Here is an 18,325-nt window from a genome sequence, read left to right on the forward strand (position 1 = left end):
GCGGGCGCGATGCCCCGCCTCCTCGCGAGGAGGGCTGTCCAGCCGACGTATACATGCACGGTATACACGCCGTGTACAGTGCCTCACATGTCTATCGGCCACACCCTCCTCGGACTCCTCGAGTCCGGCCCCCGCCACGGCTACGACCTCAAGCGCGCCTTCGACGAGAAGTTCGGCCACGACCGCCCCCTGCACTACGGCCAGGTCTACTCGACCATGTCCCGCCTCCTCAAGAACGGCCTCGTAGAGGTCGACGGCATCGAGAGCGGCGGCGGCCCCGAGCGCAAGCGGTACGCCATCACCGAGGCCGGCATAACCGACGTCGCCGCCTGGCTCGCCCAGCCCGAGAAGCCGGAGCCGTACCTCCAGTCGACGCTGTACACCAAGGTCGTTCTGGCCCTGCTCACCGGCCGCAGCGCCGAAGCCCTCCTGGACACGCAGCGCGCCGAGCACCTACGCCTCATGCGCATCCTCACCGACCGCAAGCGGGGCGGCGACCTCGCCGATCAGCTGATCTGCGACCACGCCCTCTTCCACCTGGAGGCCGACCTCCGGTGGCTGGAACTGACCGCCGCCCGGCTGGACCGTCTCGCCCGCGAGGTGGTCGCATGACCCCCACCGGCTCGCTCCTCGTCGCCCACGACCTGCACAAGTCGTACGGCTCGACACGCGCCCTGGACGGCGCCTCGTTCTCCGTCCACCCCGGCGAGGTCGTCGCCGTGCTGGGCCCGTCCGGCTCCGGCAAGTCGACCCTGCTGCACTGTCTCGCCGGCATCGTCACCCCCGACAGCGGCACGATCACCTACGCGGGCCGCGAGCTCTCCGCAATGTCCGACGCCGAACGCAGCCTGCTGCGCCGCAGCGATTTCGGCTTCGTCTTCCAGTTCGGACAGCTCGTGCCGGAACTGACCTGCGTGGAGAACGTCGCCCTGCCGCTCCGCCTCAGCGGCGTCAGGCGCAAGAACGCCGAGCGCACCGCCCTCCGCTGGATGGAGCGCCTGGAGGTCGACGACCTCGGTGCCAAGCGTCCCGGCGAGGTCTCCGGCGGCCAGGGGCAGCGCGTCGCCATCGCCCGCGCCCTGGTCTCCTCCCCGAAGGTGATCTTCGCGGACGAGCCGACCGGCGCCCTGGACTCCCTCAACGGCGAGCGGGTGATGCACCTGCTCACCGACGCCGCCCGGTCCGCCGATGTCGCCGTGGTCCTGGTGACGCACGAGGCCCGGGTCGCCGCCTACTCCGACCGCGACGTCACCGTGCGCGACGGCCGCGCTCGCGACCTGGAGCACGCCGCATGACGCTGCTCGACCGGAAGAACGTCCCGGCGGCCGAGGAGCCCCGGCCCCCCGAGCCCTCCCGGGCGACCGCCCTGCTGCGCGATCTCGGCCTCGGCATCCGGTTCGCCTCCTCCGGCGGGCGCGAGGGCTGGATCCGCACCGTGCTCACCGCGGTCGGCGTGGGCCTCGGCGTGGCGCTGCTGCTGGTCGCGTCCTCCGTACCGCATCTGCTCGACCAGCGTTCCGCCCGCGAGCAGGCCCGCACCGAGGCCCGCGTCTCACGCGACGACACCGTCCCGAAGTCGGACTCCACGGTGCTCCGGATCAGCGCGCCGTCCGAGTACCGCGGCCGCTCCGTCGAGGGCTTCCTGATGCGGCCGGAGGGGGCGCACCCGGTCACCCCGCCCGGTGTGGCGAACTTCCCCGGCCCGGACGAGATGGTCGTCTCGCCCGCCCTGAAGGAGCTGCTGGGCTCCCCGGAGGGGAGTCTCCTCAAGGAGCGGCTGCCGTACCGGATCACCGGCACCATCGCCGACCCGGGCCTGATCTCCCCGGGCGAACTGCGCTTCTACGCGGGCAGTGCCACCCTGACCGCCGCCGCGGGCGGCCACCGGCTGGCCGGTTACGGCGACCGGGACCCGTCCGAGCCCCTGTCCCCCGTCCTCATCGTGCTGATCATCATGATCTGCGTCGTCCTGCTCGTGCCGGTCGCGATCTTCATCGCAACCGCCGTGCGCTTCGGCGGGGACCGCCGCGACCGCAGGCTCGCCGCGCTGCGCCTGGTCGGCGCGGACATCCGGATGACCCGTCGGATCGCGGCCGGTGAGGCGCTGTTCGGCACGGTGCTCGGCCTGCTGGCGGGCCTGGTGCTCTTCCTGGTGGGACGTCGGTTCATGGGCGCCCTCGAGGTATGGGACGTCAGTGCCTTCCCCGCCGATCTGGTCCCGGTCCCCTGGCTGGCGGCGCTGATCGCGGTGGCAGTTCCCGTGGCGGCGGTGCTGGTCACCCTGACCGCCCTGCGCTCGGTGGTGATCGAACCGCTCGGCGTCGTACGCAACAGCCGCCCCCGCAGCCGCCGGCTCTGGTGGCGGCTGCTGATGCCGGTCGCGGGCGTGGCGGTGCTCGCACTGACCGGAAATGTCGACGAGCACACCCCCGTCGATCCGTATCCGATCGCGGGCGGCGCTGTCCTGGTCCTGGTGGGGCTCGCGCTGCTGCTGCCGTGGCTGGTCGAGGCGTGTGTGAACCGGCTGCGCGGCGGCCCGGTGCCCTGGCAGCTCGCGACCCGCAGGCTCCAGCTGAGCAGCGGGGCGGCGTCCCGTGCGGTCAGCGGCATCACGGTCGCGGTGGCGGGCGCGGTGGCGCTGCAGATGCTGTTCGCTGCGATGAGCGACGACTTCAACCGGGTGACGGGGCAGGATCCCTCGCGGGCCCAGTTCACGACGTCCTCCGAGAACGTGACCGGTGACGCGGCCGCGCGCACGATCAAGGAGTTCCGGGCCACCAAGGGCGTGGAGGCCGTCATCGGCACGGTCGAGGTGTACGTGACCCGGCCGGGGAAGTACGAGGGCGACATCCGGCCCACCACCTCACTGTCCATCGGTGACTGTGCGACCCTGCGCGAGCTCGCCCGGATCGGCTCCTGCAAGGAGGGCGACGCCTTCGTCGTCCACCCCAGGAACGACAAGGACATGGCCGCCTGGATGGACCAGACAGCCCGTAAGGGCAAGGAGGTCGAGATCGGCTCGTCCGCCGAGCTGCGGGACGGCGTGAAGTCGAGGCGGTGGACCCTGCCCGCCGACGCCCCGACCGTCGTCTCCCGCCGCGATCCGATGGGCGAGGACCACTGGGGCATCATGGCCACCGTCGGCGCGGTCGACCCGAGTACGCTGCCCGGCGCGACGGTCCACGCGCAGATCAAGGTCGACGAGAGCGTCGCGGACGTCGCCGAGTACGTACGGAACACGGCGGCCAGGATCGACCCCGGCATGCGCGTCGTCGCCCTGCATTCGGTGACACGCGACCGGCAGTACGCGAGCGTGCAGACCGGCCTTCAGGTCGGCGCGACCGCGACCCTGCTGCTGATCGCCGCCTCGATGCTGGTCTCCCAGCTGGAGCAGTTGCGGGAGCGCAGACGCCTGCTGTCGGTCCTGGTCGTCTTCGGCACCCGGCGGACCACCCTCGGCTGGTCGGTGCTCTGGCAGACCGCAGTACCGGTGGTCATCGGCCTGGTGGTGGCGGTCGCCGGCGGGCTGGGGCTCGGCGCGGTGATGATCAGGATGATCGCCAAGAAGGTGACCGACTGGTGGGTGTTCCTGCCGATGGTGGGGGCGGGCACGGCACTGATCCTGCTGGTCACCCTGGTCTCGCTGCCACTGCTGTGGCGGCTGATGCGATCCGACGGCCTGCGGACCGAATGACGACGGCGAAGCGGTGAGCGCAAGGGGTGCGGTCCCCCTCCGAAGGAGGAAGGAGACCGCATCCCTCTCACGCGTGTGACGCGCCCACGGTCACCCGTACCGGCAGCGCCTGCATCGCCTCACGCAGCGCGGCCGCGAACTCCTCGAACTCGCCGTGCCGCGCCGCCCCGGTCCGCATCCCCAGCGCCACCTGCCGCGACGGCGCGGGCTCCGCGAAATATCCGGTGGTCAGCGCGTCGTTGCGGGCCGTCTCCACGGTGACGGCGGTACGCGGCAGCAGGGTCACCCCGAGCCCGCCCGCGACCAGCTGCACCAGCGTGGAGAGCCCGGCCGCGGTCGTGGTGACCGGCGCCCCCTCCGTGCGCCCCGCCTCCCGGCAGATGTCCAGCGCCTGGTCGCGCAGACAGTGCCCCTCGTCGAGCAGCAGCAGCGGCAGCTCGCGCAGCGCCTCGCGCGGAATGTCGGCGCGACCGCCCAGCCAGTGGCTGCGCTCCATGACGAGCACGAAGTCCTCGTCGAAGAGCGGGAGTTCGGTCACCTGGGGCACCCCGAGCGGCACAGCGAGCAGCAGGAGGTCCAGCCGGCCGGCGGCCAGCCCCTCCAGCAGCGACGAGGTCTGCTCCTCGTGCACCTGGAGGTCGAGCTCCGGGTAGCGGTCGTGGACCAGCCGCAGCACGGTCGGCAGCAGATACGGGGCGACGGTCGGGATCACGCCGAGCCTGAGCACTCCGGTGAACGGAGCCCGGACCGCCTCGGCCTCCTCCATCAGCTCACCGACAGCCTCCAGCACCGCCCGGGCCCGCACCGCCAGCCGCCCCCCGGCGGGCGAGAGCAGCACCTTGCGCGTCGTACGCTCGATGAGCTGGACACCGAGTGTCTCCTCCAGCGCGGACACGGCGCCGGAGAGCGCGGGCTGGCTCATCCCGATTGCTGCCGCCGCATCCCTGAAGTGCAGGTGCTCGGCCACGGCTGCGAAGGCACGCAGCTGCGACAGGCTGGGCTGTTTGGGGCGATTCCCCTGATTGCTCTGCGCCACTGATAGGAACCTCCGATCATCACGACCGAGTGTAGCTATTTCTGCGATCAATGCACTCTGTGCCAAGGTGGACAGCGTCCAACCCCCAGGAACTCCCGCAAAAGGGAATTCCTACGCTGCAAGGAGAGCGCGTGCTCACTGTCGGTGACAAGTTCCCCGAGTTCGACCTGACCGCTTGTGTTTCGCTGGAGAGCGGCAAGGAGTTCGAGCAGATCAACCACAAGACCTACGAGGGTCAGTGGAAGATCGTCTTCGCGTGGCCGAAGGACTTCACCTTCGTGTGCCCCACCGAGATCGCCGCCTTCGGCAAGCTGAACGACGAGTTCGCCGACCGTGACGCCCAGATCCTCGGCTTCTCCGGTGACTCCGAGTTCGTGCACCACGCCTGGCGCAAGGACCACCCGGACCTGACCGACCTGCCCTTCCCGATGCTGGCCGACTCGAAGCACGAGCTCATGCGTGACCTCGGCATCGAGGGCGAGGACGGCTTCGCGCAGCGCGCCGTCTTCATCGTCGACCCGAACAACGAGATCCAGTTCACGATGGTGACCGCCGGTTCCGTGGGCCGTAACCCCAAGGAGGTCCTCCGGGTCCTCGACGCCCTGCAGACCGACGAGCTGTGCCCGTGCAACTGGACCAAGGGCGAGAGCACCCTGGACCCGGTCGCGCTTCTCTCGGGCGAGTGAGCTGACACCGACATGGCACTCGACGAACTGAAGGCCGCCATCCCGGACTTCGCCAAGGACCTGAAGCTGAACCTCGGTTCGGCGATCGGGAACAGCGAACTCCCGCAGCAGCAGCTCTGGGGCACCGTCCTCGCCTGCGCGATCGCCTCGCGCTCGCCGAAGGTGCTGCGCGAGCTGGAGCCGGAGGCCAAGGCCAACCTCTCCGCCGAGGCGTACACCGCGGCGAAGTCGGCCGCCGCCGTCATGGCGATGAACAACGTCTTCTACCGGACCCGGCACCTGCTGTCGGACCCCGAGTACGGGACGCTCCGTGCAGGCCTGCGGATGAACGTCATCGGCAAGCCGGGCGTGGAGAAGGTCGACTTCGAGCTGTGGTCGCTCGCCGTCTCCGCGATCAACGGCTGCGGCCAGTGCCTGGACTCCCACGAGCAGGTGCTGCGCAAGGCCGGCGTGGACCGTGAGACCATTCAGGAAGCCGTCAAGATCGCCTCGGTGATCCAGGCGGTCGGCGTGACCCTCGATGCCGAGGCCGTACTCGCCGAGCAGTAACAGCAGTACCCCTGATACGAGAAGGGCCCCGAGGACGACCGACCGTCCACGGGGCCTTTCTTATCTTTCCGCCTCGCTGCGCTCCTCGCCTCACTGCACCGGCGGCTTCCCTTCCCCCTCGCCCTCGCCCGCGAGCGGTGCGCCCGGGGCCGGCGTCGGGGCCACACCGACCGCCGAGGCCCCGCGCGGCTGCGGCGCGTAGCGAAGGGCGGCCTCCTGGCCGTACGTCCGCAGATAGCCGACCACCGTATTGGTGACCGCGACCAGTGGCACCGCGACGACCGCGCCGCCGATGCCCGCGACCATGCCGCCCGCGGCGACCGAGAGGACGACAGCGAGCGGGTGGACGCGTACCGCGCGGCCGAGGATGAACGGCTGCAGCACATGTCCCTCGATCTGCTGCACGGCCAGCACCACGGCCAGCACCAACAGCGCGGTGAACACGCCCTCGGTGACCAGCGCGACGACGACCGCAAGCGCTCCGGAAACCACCGCGCCGACCAGCGGGATGAAGGCGAACAGGAAGATGAAGACGGCGAGCGGCACCGCCATCGGCACATCGAGGAACCAGATCCCGAGCCCGATGAAGATCGCGTCGATCATGGCGACCAGCACCGTGCCCCGCACATAGGCGGTCAGCGTCCGCCAGGCGCGCGGCCCGGCGCCCGCGACGCCCGGCCGGGCCTGAGCGGGTACGAGCTTGAGCACCCACTGCCAGATGCGCTTCCCGTCGTACAGCAGGAAGAGCGTCGAGAACATCGCCAGCAGTATCCCGGTGAGGACCTCCACCATCACAGTGACGCCCTGGAGCCCGGCGGAGGTGATCTCTTCTGTGTTGGTGCCGATGGTGTCGCTGAGGTTCTTCGCGACATCGTTGATCTGCTGCTCGGTGACGTGGAAGGGGCTGTCGAGCAGCCAGCGCTTCAACTCGTCGATGCCGTCCCGCACTTTGTCGGAAAGGGTGTCGAGGTTGTCCATGACCTGCCAGACGACGAACCAGCCGACCAGGCCCATGATGACGAAGCCGAGGATCGCCGTGACGGCGGTGGCCAGGCCGCGCGGCAACCCGTGGCGCCTCAGCCGGGCAACGGTCGGCTGCAGCATCGCGGTGACGAGCAGCGCGGCGACGAACGCCAGCACCACCAGCTGTACGGCGCTGATGACCCGCATCAGCACCCAGAGCGTGCCCGCCAGGACGAGCAGCCGCCAGCCGGCCTCGGCCGCGACGCGCATCCCCCAGGGGATCGCCGCGACCGGATCCGGCCGGGCGGCAACGGACGGCGCGTATGCGGGCGGTGGCGGCACATGGTCGGCCGTGGTGGCACGGTGGTCGGCGGCGGTCGGTACGACTCCGGCCGGGATCGGCGTCTCGGCGTCCGTGTCCCGGTCCTCCTCGGCCTCCGCTGCGGCCCGGCGCTCTTCCAGGCGCTTTCCCAGCTCGGTCAGTTCGGCGCCCACCCGGCCGAGCCACCCTGGCAGTTTCGACATATATGTTCCTTTTCCCCCGAGTTCTCTCCCCACCACTCCCCCCGGAGTCGTTCGGACGACGGTACACGCGCGAAGCCCCTCACCGTAGGACGGTGAGGGGCTTCGCAAGGTTGAGACCAGAACCCCGGAGGGTTCCGATTTCTAGTACCAGTTGTTCGCCTGCCAGAAGGACCAGGCACCGCACGGGCTGCCGTAGCGGCTGTCCATGTAGTTGAGGCCCCACTTGATCTGGGTGGCCGGGTTGGTCTGCCAGTCGGCGCCCGCGGATGCCATCTTGGAGCCGGGCAGCGCCTGGACGAGACCGTAGGCGCCGGAAGAGGCGTTGGTCGCCCGGTAGTTCCAGCTCGACTCGTGGTTCACGATGTTGCTGAAGCACTGGAACTGATCGCTGGGGATCATCTGGCGAGCCATCGCCTGGACTTCGGCCACGGTGTACGAGCTCTGCGCGGTGAACGCGGAGGCGCTGCGGACCTCGGAACGGCTGGCGCGCTCGGCGTCTTCCTTGGCCTGGCGCTCCCTCTCCAGCTTGTCCTCGGCCGCCTGCTTCTTCGACTTGGCGTCCTTGGCGGCCTGGATGCGGGCCGCTTCCTCGACAGACTTCTTCGTTGCCGCGTCGGCCGCGGACGCCTGGGCGTCGGCCTGCTGGGTCAGCGAGGCGGTCTGCACCTGGGCCTGCTGGCCCGCAGGGATGTCGGCGAGAAGCGTCGTGTCGGCTGCGGTCGCCTCGAAGTTGTTGTCGTCGACAGCGGGAGTGCTGCCCGAAGCAACGCCTACGACGGCGCCGACGGTGGTTACCGCAGTGGCAGATGCCACGGCGAACCCCCGGACCGAGATCCGGCTCACACGGTGTCCTTCCAGCATCGCCCGCTTAGGTGACCTCGCGGGCGCAATCGTGCCCCTGACGCTGGCCTCCCTACTGCTTGGGTCACGGGGAGGCACGGGCCCGGTGGGCAACTCCCCTGAAGGAGTGCCGCGTGGTGCTCGCGGGCGGCATACGGACGGCGATTGTTGAGTTGTCTGGTGCGTAGCACCTCTGGAGGTGCGGGTGTGCCGTATGCGGGGCCTGACGGAAGCAAGACTCTGCCGGAACGGGCCGCCGCGAAGCAATTCTCCGTTGCGTGTGAAAGCTCACACCCCGTTTGGCCCAGGTGTTTTGCAGAAATGGCGCCGCAACATGACGCCGCCCGGCTAAGCTCATTGGCTCGCCGGGCGGCATCAACTGTCCCATCCCGTATCAGATCTGGCCTTCCTCCAGCATTTCGGTCACCAGTGCGGCGATCTGCGAGCGCTCCGAGCGCGTGAGCGTGACATGCGCGAAGAGCGGATGCCCCTTCAGCTTCTCGACCACGGCGACGACTCCGTCGTACCGGCCGACCCGGAGATTGTCCCGCTGGGCCACGTCATGCGTGAGCACAACCCGGGAATTCGCCCCGATTCTGGACAACACGGTCAGCAGGACGTTCCGTTCGAGCGACTGCGCCTCGTCGACGATCACGAAGGCGTCGTGGAGCGACCTGCCCCGGATGTGGGTGAGCGGCAGAACCTCCAGCATCCCGCGCCCCAGCACCTCCTCGATCACCTCACGCCCGGCGACCGCCGAGAGTGTGTCGAAGACGGCCTGCGCCCAGGGGCTCATCTTCTCGGCCTCGGTGCCGGGGAGATAGCCGAGCTCCTGCCCGCCGACCGCATACAGCGGCCGGAAGACCATCACCTTCTGGTGCTGCCTGCGCTCCAGCACGGCTTCGAGACCGGCGCAGAGCGCCAGCGCCGACTTGCCGGTGCCGGCCCGGCCGCCCAGCGACACGATCCCGACGTCCTGGTCGAGCAGCAGATCGAGGGCGATGCGCTGCTCGGCGCTCCGGCCGTGGATCCCGAAGGCCTCCCGGTCGCCGCGGACGAGACGCACATTGCCCTCGGCCGTGACCCGGCCGAGCGCCTTGCCGCGCTCGGACTGGAGGACCAGTCCGGTGTGCACGGGCAGTTCCGCGACCTCGGGAACGTACAGCGTCTCCTCTCCGAAAAGCAGATCCACCTGTTCGGCCGAAAGGGGAAGTTCGGCCATCCCCGTCCAGCCGGAGTCGGTGATGGCGAGCTCCGCGCGGTACTCCTCCGCGAGGAGGCCGACCGACGATGCCTTGATGCGCAGCGGCAGGTCCTTGGAGACGACCGTGACGTCGTACCCCTCGGCCTGGAGATTGCGCGCGACCGCGAGAATCCGAGAGTCGTTGTCCCCCAACCGGTAGCCGGCGGGCAGTACGCCGGGATCGGAATGGTTGAGTTCGACGCGCAGCGTTCCGCCGAGATCCCCGAGCGGGATCGGGGCATCCAGCCGGCCGTACCGGACCCGGAAGTCGTCCAGCAGGCGCAGAGCCTGCCGGGCGAAGTAGCCGAGCTCCGGATGGTGGCGTTTGGCCTCCAGTTCCGTGACCACGACGATCGGGAGCACGACTTCGTGCTCGTCGAATCGGGCCATGGCATGGGGATCGGCCAGCAGGACGCTGGTGTCGAGAACGTAGGTGCGCCTGTCGGGCATGCGGCGCTTTGTACTGGTCACCACGGAAGGACGTACCCCCTCGGACGAGGTTGGGCTGCGACGGCGTCGCGGAGCATCCCAAAGGGAGAGGACGGACCGGGCTGCGGCCACCTTGCGCGGGCCGAGCGCCGGCCCTCCGCGTCGGCCGCACTGTATGTACGGTCCTTCGTGTGCAAAGGGCCTCCCGGGCGAGCGGACTCGATGCCACTCACTTGGACACGACGTCCGCCTGGTTTTTGACCGGACGTCGACCTGACAGGGGTATTCCCTCGAACAAGCGAAGCCATGCCGCCACGTGGCGGGCGGGTGAGCCGGAGGTGATGCCCCGACCACGCAGGTCCGGGCCCACGATGTGGGCCGTCCGGAAGCAGTGCCGTCGAGAGCGGCACGTGGCAACTCCGGGCACCCGGGTCCGGGCCCACCCGCCCCAAGGATCCGTCCTCGAACGGCCGGACGGGCCGGGTTCCGGGCGGGGCCGGGCGTGGGCGTTGAGCGGTGGTGGCGCGGGCGCGCGGCGTCAGCCGCCGAAGCGGCGGCCCCGGGCCGCGTAGTCGCGCAGCGCGCGAAGGAAGTCGACCTTGCGGAAGGCCGGCCAGAAGACTTCGCAGAAGTAGTACTCGGAGTGCGCGCTCTGCCAGAGCATGAAGCCGGACAGCCGCTGCTCACCGCTCGTACGGATCACCAGGTCCGGATCCGGCTGCCCCCGCGTGTACAGGTGCTCGGAGATCAGGTCCGTGGAGACGATCTCCGCGAGGTCCTCGAAGGACGTCCCCTTCGAGGAGTGGTCGAGCAGCAGCGACCGCACCGCGTCCGCGATCTCCTGCCGTCCGCCGTAGCCGACGGCGACGTTGACCAGTATGCCGTCGACGCCGACCGTGGCCTGCTCGGCCTCCTTCAGGACGGTCTGGGTGTGCGCCGGCAGCAGGTCCAGCGTGCCGACGTGGTGGACGCGCCACCGGCCGTCCGCCGCCAGGTCGCGCACGGTGTTCTCGATGATGCCGAGGAGCGGGGTCAGCTCGGACGCGGGCCGGTCGAAGTTGTCCGTGGAGAGCAGCCACAGGGTGACGACCTCGACATCGGTCTCACTGCACCAGCCCAGCAGCTCCTGGATCTTGTCCGCACCGGCCTGGTGCCCCTGCGCGGCCGTGCCGCCGGACGCCTTCGCCCAGCGCCGGTTGCCGTCGAGGATGACACCGATGTGCTTGGGCACCTGGGTGTGATCGAGGCGGGCCTCCACCCGGCGCGCGTAGAGCCCGTACACCAGGTCGCGCAAGTTCACTGAGTTCACCTCTCGGTTCTGTGCGGGCCCGCCCGCCCCATTGCCCGGGGTCCGGGGTCGTCCCCCTGGGGATCGCCGCACAAGTCCGCAGAGTCCATCGCTCCGCCGTGCCGTGGCAGTCCCCGACGCCGCCACATTACTGCGCAGGCGCCGCACCGGCCCAACCTGGTCTGTCACAAGTACGTGATAAAGAGGGAAACGTGACTGATTCTTCTTCCTCCTACCGCGCCGCCGATTCGCGCTACGACTCCATGGAGTACCGCCGGACCGGCCGCAGCGGCCTCAAGCTCCCTGCCATCTCGCTCGGCCTGTGGCACAACTTCGGCGACGACCGCACGCTGGACTCCCAGCGGGCGATTCTGCGCCGCGCCTTCGACCTCGGCGTGACCCACTTCGACCTGGCCAACAACTACGGGCCGCCGCCCGGCTCCGCCGAGCTCAATTTCGGGAAGCTCTACCAGCAGGACTTCGCCCCGTACCGGGACGAACTCATCATTTCGACCAAGGCCGGCTACGACATGCACCCCGGCCCGTACGGCGAGTGGGGCTCCCGCAAGTACCTGCTCTCGTCGCTGGACGCCTCGCTGAAGCGGATGCGCCTGGACTACGTCGACATCTTCTACTCGCACCGCTTCGACCCGGACACCCCGCTCGAGGAGACGATGGGTGCGCTGGCCTCCGCCGTGCAGCAGGGCAAGGCGCTGTACGTGGGTGTGTCCTCGTACAACTCGGAGCAGACTGCCGAGGCCGCCCGGCTGCTCAAGGAGATGGGTGTGCCCGCCCTGATCCACCAGCCGTCCTACTCGATGATCAACCGCTGGACGGAGGACGACGGGCTGCTCGACACGCTGGAAGCGGCCGGCATGGGCTGCATCTCCTTCGTGCCGCTCGCCCAGGGGCTGCTCACCAATAAGTACCTCACCGGCATCCCGGAGGGGTCGCGCGCGACCCAGGGCAAGTCCCTCAGCCCGGATCTGCTCTCGGACGAGGTGGTCCGCCGGCTGAACGGGCTGAACGGCATCGCTCAGCGGCGCGGCCAGTCCCTCGCCCAGCTGGCACTCAACTGGGTGCTGCGGGACAGCCGCATGACGTCGGCCCTGATCGGCGCGTCGAGTGCGAAGCAGCTGGAGGAGAACGTCGCTGCGCTCGCAGGGCCGGCGCTGTCCGCCGAGGAGTTGAAGGAGATCGACACCTTCGCCGTGGACACCGCGGGCACCAACATCTGGGCCGGACGGGGCTGATCGGTCCCGTCTTCACAGGTCCCGCGCAGGGCCTGCATCACTGGCCCACAAAAAATCGGGCCGGTCCGTGGGGGGGATACGGACCGGCCCGAGGGGGGGTTTCCACCATAACCCTTCGTAAGTGATGCTGCGTGCCACGCCACCGGATAATTACTCTCCGAACTCACAGGACTCCGGTCCGAGCACGGATTCCGGGGCCCGGGAGGGGTGCGAAGAGGGCGGGAAGAGGGCGGACGGCCGGGGGCGCCGGCTTGACGCCGGACGGGTTCGGCCCCGTTCCCCTTCGCGGCGCGCAGTGGGCTCGCGGACGCCGGCCTCGATGATGTGCGGGTTGTGGGCCACCGGAGTGAGCGCCGTCTTGATCCGCTCGGCCTGGGCATCGGCCTTCGCCCGGTCGGCGGCGGAGAGTTCCGGCGCCTGCTGGAAGGCGTGGTTCTCCTTTGGGACACGCCCTGACCTGATGGGCCGCTAGTTTCCGCATCATGACGACACGAACCGCGACCGTGACCTGGGCCCAGGCGAACGCGCGCCGGATCGAACGCCAGGGCCTCGCCGCCGCCACGACATCCTCCCCCGACCGGGCCGTGGCGGCCATGCTCGCCGCCCATGCGCAGGTGCTGTCCGCCGCCGAACTGTCCGTGGGGCTGCGGCTGGCGGGCGGGACGCGTACCGACGTACGCAAGGCGCTGTGGACCGACCGCACCCTGGTCAAGACGTACGGGCCGCGCGGCACCGTCCATCTGCTGCCGACGGCCGAACTGCCTTGGTGGACGGGTGCCTTGTCCGCGATCCCGGCCGGGACCAGCCCGTTCCGCAAGGACGTCCGGCTGAGCGCCGAGCAGACGGAGGAGGTACTGGCGGCGGTCGGCGACGCGCTGACGGGTGCCGAGCTGACGATCGACGAGCTATCCGACGCGGTGGTGGCCCGCACCGGGCCGTGGGCCGGGGACCGGGTGATGCCCGCGTTCCAGGACATGTGGCCGCGCTGGCGGCAGGTGATGCATCTCGCCGGCCACCGCGGTGTGCTGTGCTTCGCCCCCGACCGAGGCCGCAAGGTCACGTACACGAACCCGGGCGCCACCTCGCTCGACGGCCCGGAGGCGCTGGCCGGGCTCGTGCACCGCTATCTGTACGCGTACGGTCCCGCCACACCGCGGCACTTCGCGAAATGGCTCGCCGCGCCCAGCAGTTGGGCGGAGTCGGTCTTTGCGGACCGGGCCGGGGACGGGGCCATCGAAGAGGTGGCGTATGAGGGCGGCGGGCCGGCCTGGCTGGTGGCGGGCGACACCGGCTTCCCCACCGGGCCGGCGCGCGGGGTGCGGCTGCTCCCCTATTTCGACGCGTTCGCCATCGCGGCGCAGCCGCGCGAGAGGCTCTTCCCGGGCGCGGCGTACGCCCGCGCGCTGGCGGGGGGCCAGGCGGGGAACTTCCCGGTGCTGCTGATCGACGGCACGGTCGCCGGGGTCTGGCACCAGCGCCGCTCGGGCCGCCGGATCGCGGTGACCGTGGAGCCGCTGTCGCCGCTCACGGCCGGGCAGCTGCGGGGGCTGGAGGAGCAGGTCGAGCGGGTGGGGACGGCGCTGGAGGGGAAGGCGGAACTGACGGTCGGGAAGGTGACGGTGGGGCCGCACGCGTAGCGCCTACGTGATAGCTGGTCACGTGCGTTCTCATGTGGTCGCTTCCGCACCGCGGTGGCCGCGGGTGTACCGGATCGCGACCGTGTCCCCGCCCATGACCACGAAGCGCCCGCCTTCGCACCGGATGACGGCCTGGTGCACCTCCCCGCGCTCGTCCCGGAGTTCCTCGGTGCGGGTGACCGTCCAGCCGCCTTCGGGCGGTTCCGGCAGGTACGGCAGGGCGGCGAACTCCCACTGGCCGGCGGGTACGCACCAGTCGGGCAGGCGCGGCCAGGTGCCGGGGCCGACATGCAGGGTCCAGTCGGAGGTGCAGGTCAGCAGCACCGACTGGCCCTCGGAGAGCAGGAATTCGACGGCCTCCGGTTCCCCCATCCGCCCCTCCGGCCGGTAGAAAAGGCCGAGGACGCCGACGATCCGTGCCCCTCTGAGCCATTCGGCGTTGCCCTGCCGCGGGCTGCGGGAGGCATCCTCGCCGTTCTCCACCCTCATGGCCTGCTCCTTCCCCGTGCGCTCACCGCCCAGGGTCGCATCATTTTGGGCGTACGCCGGTGAAGAGAGAGTGATGGCACATCATGCGCCACCGCGTTTGCGGCTACTGCGGCTTGCGGGCCTCGATCAGGAAGCGGGTGGTGTGCGCGACGAACGGCCCCTCGGTCTCGATGAGGTGGTGCAGGGCGGCCAGTTGCGGCCGGTACTGCTCGACCGTGAAGCCGGGCACCATCCAGATCACCTTCCGCAGGAAGTAGACGACGGCGCCGATGTCGAAGAACTCGGTACGCAGCGTCTCCGGCCGCAGATCGACGACTTCGAGTCCGGTCGCCTCCGCGTCGGCGCGGGTCCGCTGCGGGTCGCGGGCGCCGCGTGCCTCGGGGGGGCTGCGGGCCGAGGAAGTACTCGACGAGTTCGAAGACACTCGCCGGGCCGACCTGCTGCGAGAAGTACGTACCACCGGGTTTCAGCATGCGCGCGATCTCCGCCCACCATGTGGTCACCGGATGCCGGCTGACCACCAGGTCGAAGGCCGCGTCCCCGAACGGCAGCGGCGGCTCGTCGGCATCGGCGACCACGACTGCGCCGAGCGGGTGCAGCAGGGAAGTGGCGCGGGCGATGTTCGGCGGCCAGGACTCGGTGGCGACGGTCACCGGCGGCAGCTTCGGGGCGGAGGCGAGGACCTCGCCGCCGCCGGTCTGGATGTCCAGGGCTGCCTGCGCCCGGCCCAGCCGGTCGGCCATGGCGCGCGCATACCCCCAGGAAGGGCGCTGCTCCGTGGCCCGGCCGTCGAGCCAGGAGAAGTCCCAGCCGTCGACGGAGACGGCGGCGGCCTCGGCGACGAGCGCTTCGAAGCGTGTGCGTTCCTGTTCTTCGGATGTCCCGGGCATGCGGGGATGGTGTCATCCGCGCATGCCCGGGCGCGACCGAATTCGGGGTGCCCGGCGGGTCAGGCGGCGAGGCCGCCGAAAAGCATCCCGAGCAGCGCGCCCGCGATCATGAACGGCCCGAACGGGATGCCCGTCCTGCGTCCGGCCCGCCGCAGGATCATCAGCCCGAACCCGTACACCGCACCGAACACGAACCCGGCGAAGCCGCCCGCGAAGACGACCGCCCAGCCGTACCAGCCGAGAGCCACTCCCAGCGACAGGGCGAGCTTGACGTCGCCGAAGCCCATCCCGTTCGGGTTGACCAGGAAGAGCAGGAAGTAAAAGCCGCCGAGCGCGAGGCCGCCGAGCAGGGCCGGCAGCCACGAACCGCCGTGCTCCGGAAGCAGCGCCGCACCACCCAGCAGTACAACGACCGCACCGGCGAGCGGCAGCGTCAGCTGGTCGGGCAGCCGGTGGACACGGCGGTCGATGGTGGCGAGGAGCACGGCAACAGGGGCAAGCAGCAGCCAGACGGCAAGCTCGGGTCGAAGCCCGGTGGCCGCGGCCAGGGCGGCGCAGCCGAGGGTGGTGGCGACGGGGGCGAGGACGGCGGGGGCGTACCGCGCGACCGGTTCGGCGGAGAGGTTCGCCTCACGGCCGTCGCCTTCCCTCGTGCTCGCGTCGGCCGGCCCGGTGGGGTCGACGGGTTCGGCGGGTGCGGCCGGAACCGCAGCCGTCTTCGTCTGCGCAGTCGTCCGCACCGCAGCACCGGTGGCACACGCCGCGCACCGCGTGGAACCGAGCCAGCCGCGGGCCACCCCACTGAAGGGGTGGCCCGCGGGGCAGGTGTCCCGCCATGCGTCCTCCGGCTCGACGGAGAACCGGTAGGCGGCGCGCGGGACCAGCAGTCCGGTCGCGGCGCCCCAGAGCGCGGCGACCCCTATCAGCATGGCGTACACGGAACCGACCCTAGGCGGGCAACGCACACGGGGTCATGGGCCCTGGGGCCCACTGCGCAGCATTTCGGGCCCAGTGGTTCTCACCGGGCGCTACCGTCGTCGCCATGGGTCAATGGCGCAATGGCAAGGGGACGTTGACGGTCGCGGACCGGGAGGGTGGACCGGGGCTGGAAATACCGCTCCGGATCGCCGCCTCGTACCGGGCCCGGTCGAAAGGGCTTCTCGGGCAGGACGGGATCGACGGGGCGTTGATGCTCACCCCGTGCGGGAGTGTGCACACGTTCCGGATGCGGTTCACGATCGATGTGGCGTACCTGGACCGGAAGTTCAACGTCGTGGCGCTCCACACGATGAAGCCGGGGCGGCTCGGGATGGTGCGGCTGCGGGCCCGGCATGTGATCGAGTCGGAGGCGGGGACGATGGAGAAGTGGGGGCTGCGTCCGGGCGTGCAGGTGCAGATCGTCCAGACCGACTGAGTCGGCGGGCTACGGAAGCTTGGCCAGCTGCGCAATGACCACTTCCGCCGGAAGCTCCGGGGTCGTCGCATCGACGAAGTTGGCGACGTAGAACGTGACGACCGTCGATCCTCTCCGTACGAGCTGGAAGACCAGGGGCACCTTGTCGCCCTCGATGTTTCCCGTCACCCGGTAGGCGATGCTCTCCTCGCCCACCCGTGGCGCATCCAGCAGCTCGACCTTGCTGTATGTGGACGGGCCCTCGTGGCTCGGCGTCCGGAACCCGCCCGCGCAGGCCTGCACCGCGTCCCGGACGTCGCGCAGCACCTGCTGGGCCGCACCCTTCGGGTGGGAGGTGAGAATCTCGGTGACGACGGTCTGGTCGCCTTTGCCTTCTTCCGACTGGTCCATGACGATATGGAGGACGGTGGCGCCGGCGGCCGGTTCGGGTGCGCCGTTGATCACGGCGGCCAGTGGCCGGCAGGCCTGGTTCTCGGCCTTCTCCCTGCCGGTGTCCTGGCTGCCCTGTAGAGGGGTGACCTCGTAGTCGGGTACGTCGCCGGTGGCCAGGGCTGCCTCGGTCAGCTCCGCCACGGTGAGCACCTTGCCGGTGCCGGCCGGCAGCGTGCTCGGGGACGGCTGCGGGGGCGTGGGCGAGGTGTCGTTGCCGGACGGCTTCGCGCGCGACGGACTGCTCGCCCTGCCGTTGTCCTTGCCGTGGGACGAGTCGTCGCCGGACGGGCCGCAGGACACGGCCGCGAGGCAGAGCGCCGCTGTCGTCGCCGCCATGACTGCTGTACGAGCCTTCATCGTTCCCCGTTCCTGACCATGGCCCCCGCTCTCCTGCCCGGCACGCTAACAACCGGGCGGCGGTGGGTGCGTGGGCCCACGGGCCCAACTCGGAGCGGCGCTCAGGAGGTCGAGGGCCGGGTGCCCAGGCCGCGGCCGACGAGCGGGGACACCGTGCGGATCAGCTTCAGTTGCGTGGAGCGCAGGACCTTCACGGTCGTGTCGTCGGACCAGCCGGTCGTTGTGGACCACTCGTAGCCCGAGCCGACCACCTCGCTGGCGAACGCCAGCTCCGTGGCGAGCAGCGCCCGCGCCCAGTCCATCGGCTCCAGGGGTTCCTTCGCGGCCAGCGCCGTACGGATCGTGGCCCCCCTCCGGTTCAGGTCGGCCGCGTCATCGAAGCCCATGGCCACCGCGAACTCCTCCGTGCAGCGCGCCGGGCCGCTCCACTCGACCAGGCCCTGTTGCAGGAGCCGGGACTCCTCCTCGGTCAGCGCCAGCTGCTCCGCCGTCTGCAAGCGAGTCCTCACCCGTCCACCCTTCCGGTCCCGCGCCCGCCCCGTGGTCGTTGTCCGTACGCGGGGGCGGGCGAGCCATGAACACTTCCGGGGCACGACGCTA

The 18,325-nt window shown here is 70.3% G+C and carries 17 protein-coding genes and 1 pseudogene; 8 read left to right on the forward strand and 10 right to left on the reverse strand.

Annotated elements, in window-relative coordinates; genetic code table 11:
- Nucleotides 1-87: 87 nt before the first annotated feature.
- From ABZV38_RS13155 to ABZV38_RS13165, 3 genes are read left to right on the forward strand one after another with little or no spacing between them, the layout of a single operon-like run.
- The gene (locus ABZV38_RS13155; RefSeq protein ID WP_356326882.1) at nt 88-612 is read left to right on the forward strand and encodes a PadR family transcriptional regulator; all 525 of its coding nucleotides are present in this window, start codon (nt 88-90) and stop codon (nt 610-612) included.
- Nucleotides 609-1,295 carry an ABC transporter ATP-binding protein gene (locus ABZV38_RS13160; RefSeq protein ID WP_356326883.1) on the forward strand — a complete coding sequence of 229 codons (687 nt, stop codon included), beginning with the start codon at nt 609-611 and terminating at the stop codon, nt 1,293-1,295. The genes ABZV38_RS13155 and ABZV38_RS13160 overlap by 4 nt, the downstream gene beginning before the upstream one ends.
- On the forward strand, nt 1,292-3,694 hold the full coding sequence (locus tag ABZV38_RS13165; protein WP_356326884.1) for an FtsX-like permease family protein: 2,403 nt from the start codon (nt 1,292-1,294) through the stop codon (nt 3,692-3,694). Before ABZV38_RS13160 ends, ABZV38_RS13165 begins: the two co-directional genes overlap by 4 nt.
- Before the next feature lie 67 nt (nt 3,695-3,761).
- On the opposite strand, the gene ABZV38_RS13170 is transcribed toward ABZV38_RS13165, so the two are convergent.
- A complete protein-coding gene (locus ABZV38_RS13170; protein ID WP_356326885.1) occupies nt 3,762-4,730 on the reverse strand; it encodes a hydrogen peroxide-inducible genes activator in 969 nt (322 codons plus the stop codon).
- Between the two features lie 131 nt (nt 4,731-4,861).
- On the opposite strand from ABZV38_RS13170, the gene ABZV38_RS13175 reads away from it, so the two are divergent.
- Nucleotides 4,862-5,416 carry a peroxiredoxin gene (locus ABZV38_RS13175; protein ID WP_356326886.1) on the forward strand — a complete coding sequence of 185 codons (555 nt, stop codon included), beginning with the start codon at nt 4,862-4,864 and terminating at the stop codon, nt 5,414-5,416.
- Nucleotides 5,417-5,428: 12 nt separating this feature from the next.
- Nucleotides 5,429-5,965, forward strand: a complete 537-nt coding sequence (locus ABZV38_RS13180; protein ID WP_356326887.1) for an alkyl hydroperoxide reductase — start codon at nt 5,429-5,431, stop codon at nt 5,963-5,965.
- Nucleotides 5,966-6,055: 90 nt separating this feature from the next.
- Here the strand turns inward: ABZV38_RS13180 and ABZV38_RS13185 are convergent, their stop codons facing one another.
- The 4 genes from ABZV38_RS13185 to ABZV38_RS13200 form a co-directional block, all read right to left on the reverse strand.
- On the reverse strand, nt 6,056-7,453 hold the full coding sequence (locus ABZV38_RS13185; RefSeq protein WP_356326888.1) for an AI-2E family transporter: 1,398 nt from the start codon (nt 7,451-7,453) through the stop codon (nt 6,056-6,058).
- Nucleotides 7,454-7,594: 141 nt separating this feature from the next.
- Nucleotides 7,595-8,296, reverse strand: coding sequence for a transglycosylase SLT domain-containing protein (locus tag ABZV38_RS13190; RefSeq protein WP_356326889.1), 702 nt, complete (start codon nt 8,294-8,296; stop codon nt 7,595-7,597).
- Nucleotides 8,297-8,687: 391 nt separating this feature from the next.
- Nucleotides 8,688-10,010: a PhoH family protein gene (locus ABZV38_RS13195; protein WP_356326890.1), complete on the reverse strand. Its 1,323-nt coding sequence runs from the start codon at nt 10,008-10,010 to the stop codon at nt 8,688-8,690.
- 493 nt (nt 10,011-10,503) lie between these two features.
- Nucleotides 10,504-11,265, reverse strand: a complete 762-nt coding sequence (locus ABZV38_RS13200) for an isoprenyl transferase (protein ID WP_356326891.1) — start codon at nt 11,263-11,265, stop codon at nt 10,504-10,506.
- 200 nt (nt 11,266-11,465) lie between these two features.
- On the opposite strand from ABZV38_RS13200, the gene mgrA reads away from it, so the two are divergent.
- Both mgrA and ABZV38_RS13210 read left to right on the forward strand, forming a co-directional pair.
- A complete protein-coding gene (mgrA, locus tag ABZV38_RS13205; RefSeq protein WP_356326892.1) occupies nt 11,466-12,506 on the forward strand; it encodes an L-glyceraldehyde 3-phosphate reductase in 1,041 nt (346 codons plus the stop codon).
- A 482-nt stretch (nt 12,507-12,988) separates the two neighbouring features.
- Nucleotides 12,989-14,143: a winged helix DNA-binding domain-containing protein gene (locus tag ABZV38_RS13210; RefSeq protein WP_356326893.1), complete on the forward strand. Its 1,155-nt coding sequence runs from the start codon at nt 12,989-12,991 to the stop codon at nt 14,141-14,143.
- Between the two features lie 30 nt (nt 14,144-14,173).
- Here the strand turns inward: ABZV38_RS13210 and ABZV38_RS13215 are convergent, their stop codons facing one another.
- The 3 genes and pseudogenes from ABZV38_RS13215 to ABZV38_RS13225 all read right to left on the reverse strand — a co-directional run bounded on the left by ABZV38_RS13215 (nt 14,174) and on the right by ABZV38_RS13225 (nt 16,460).
- Nucleotides 14,174-14,632: a hypothetical protein gene (locus ABZV38_RS13215; protein WP_356326894.1), complete on the reverse strand. Its 459-nt coding sequence runs from the start codon at nt 14,630-14,632 to the stop codon at nt 14,174-14,176.
- Between the two features lie 103 nt (nt 14,633-14,735).
- Nucleotides 14,736-15,522, reverse strand: a pseudogene (locus ABZV38_RS13220) (class I SAM-dependent methyltransferase).
- A gap of 59 nt (nt 15,523-15,581) precedes the next feature.
- Nucleotides 15,582-16,460 (reverse strand): A24 family peptidase, encoded by an 879-nt coding sequence (locus ABZV38_RS13225; protein ID WP_356326895.1) that lies wholly within the window; start codon nt 16,458-16,460, stop codon nt 15,582-15,584.
- A gap of 104 nt (nt 16,461-16,564) precedes the next feature.
- Between ABZV38_RS13225 and ABZV38_RS13230 the strand changes: the two genes are divergently transcribed.
- Nucleotides 16,565-16,936, forward strand: a complete 372-nt coding sequence (locus tag ABZV38_RS13230) for a DUF192 domain-containing protein (RefSeq protein ID WP_356326896.1) — start codon at nt 16,565-16,567, stop codon at nt 16,934-16,936.
- Between the two features lie 9 nt (nt 16,937-16,945).
- On the opposite strand, the gene ABZV38_RS13235 is transcribed toward ABZV38_RS13230, so the two are convergent.
- Entirely contained in the window at nt 16,946-17,725 is a 780-nt protein-coding gene (locus ABZV38_RS13235; RefSeq protein ID WP_356326897.1) for a hypothetical protein, read from the reverse strand.
- A 101-nt stretch (nt 17,726-17,826) separates the two neighbouring features.
- A complete protein-coding gene (locus tag ABZV38_RS13240) occupies nt 17,827-18,234 on the reverse strand; it encodes a hypothetical protein (RefSeq protein WP_356326898.1) in 408 nt (135 codons plus the stop codon).
- Nucleotides 18,235-18,325 lie beyond the last annotated feature (91 nt).

This window comes from Streptomyces sp. NPDC005181, assembly GCF_040608395.1.
Classification (GTDB): Bacteria; Actinomycetota; Actinomycetes; order Streptomycetales; family Streptomycetaceae; genus Streptomyces.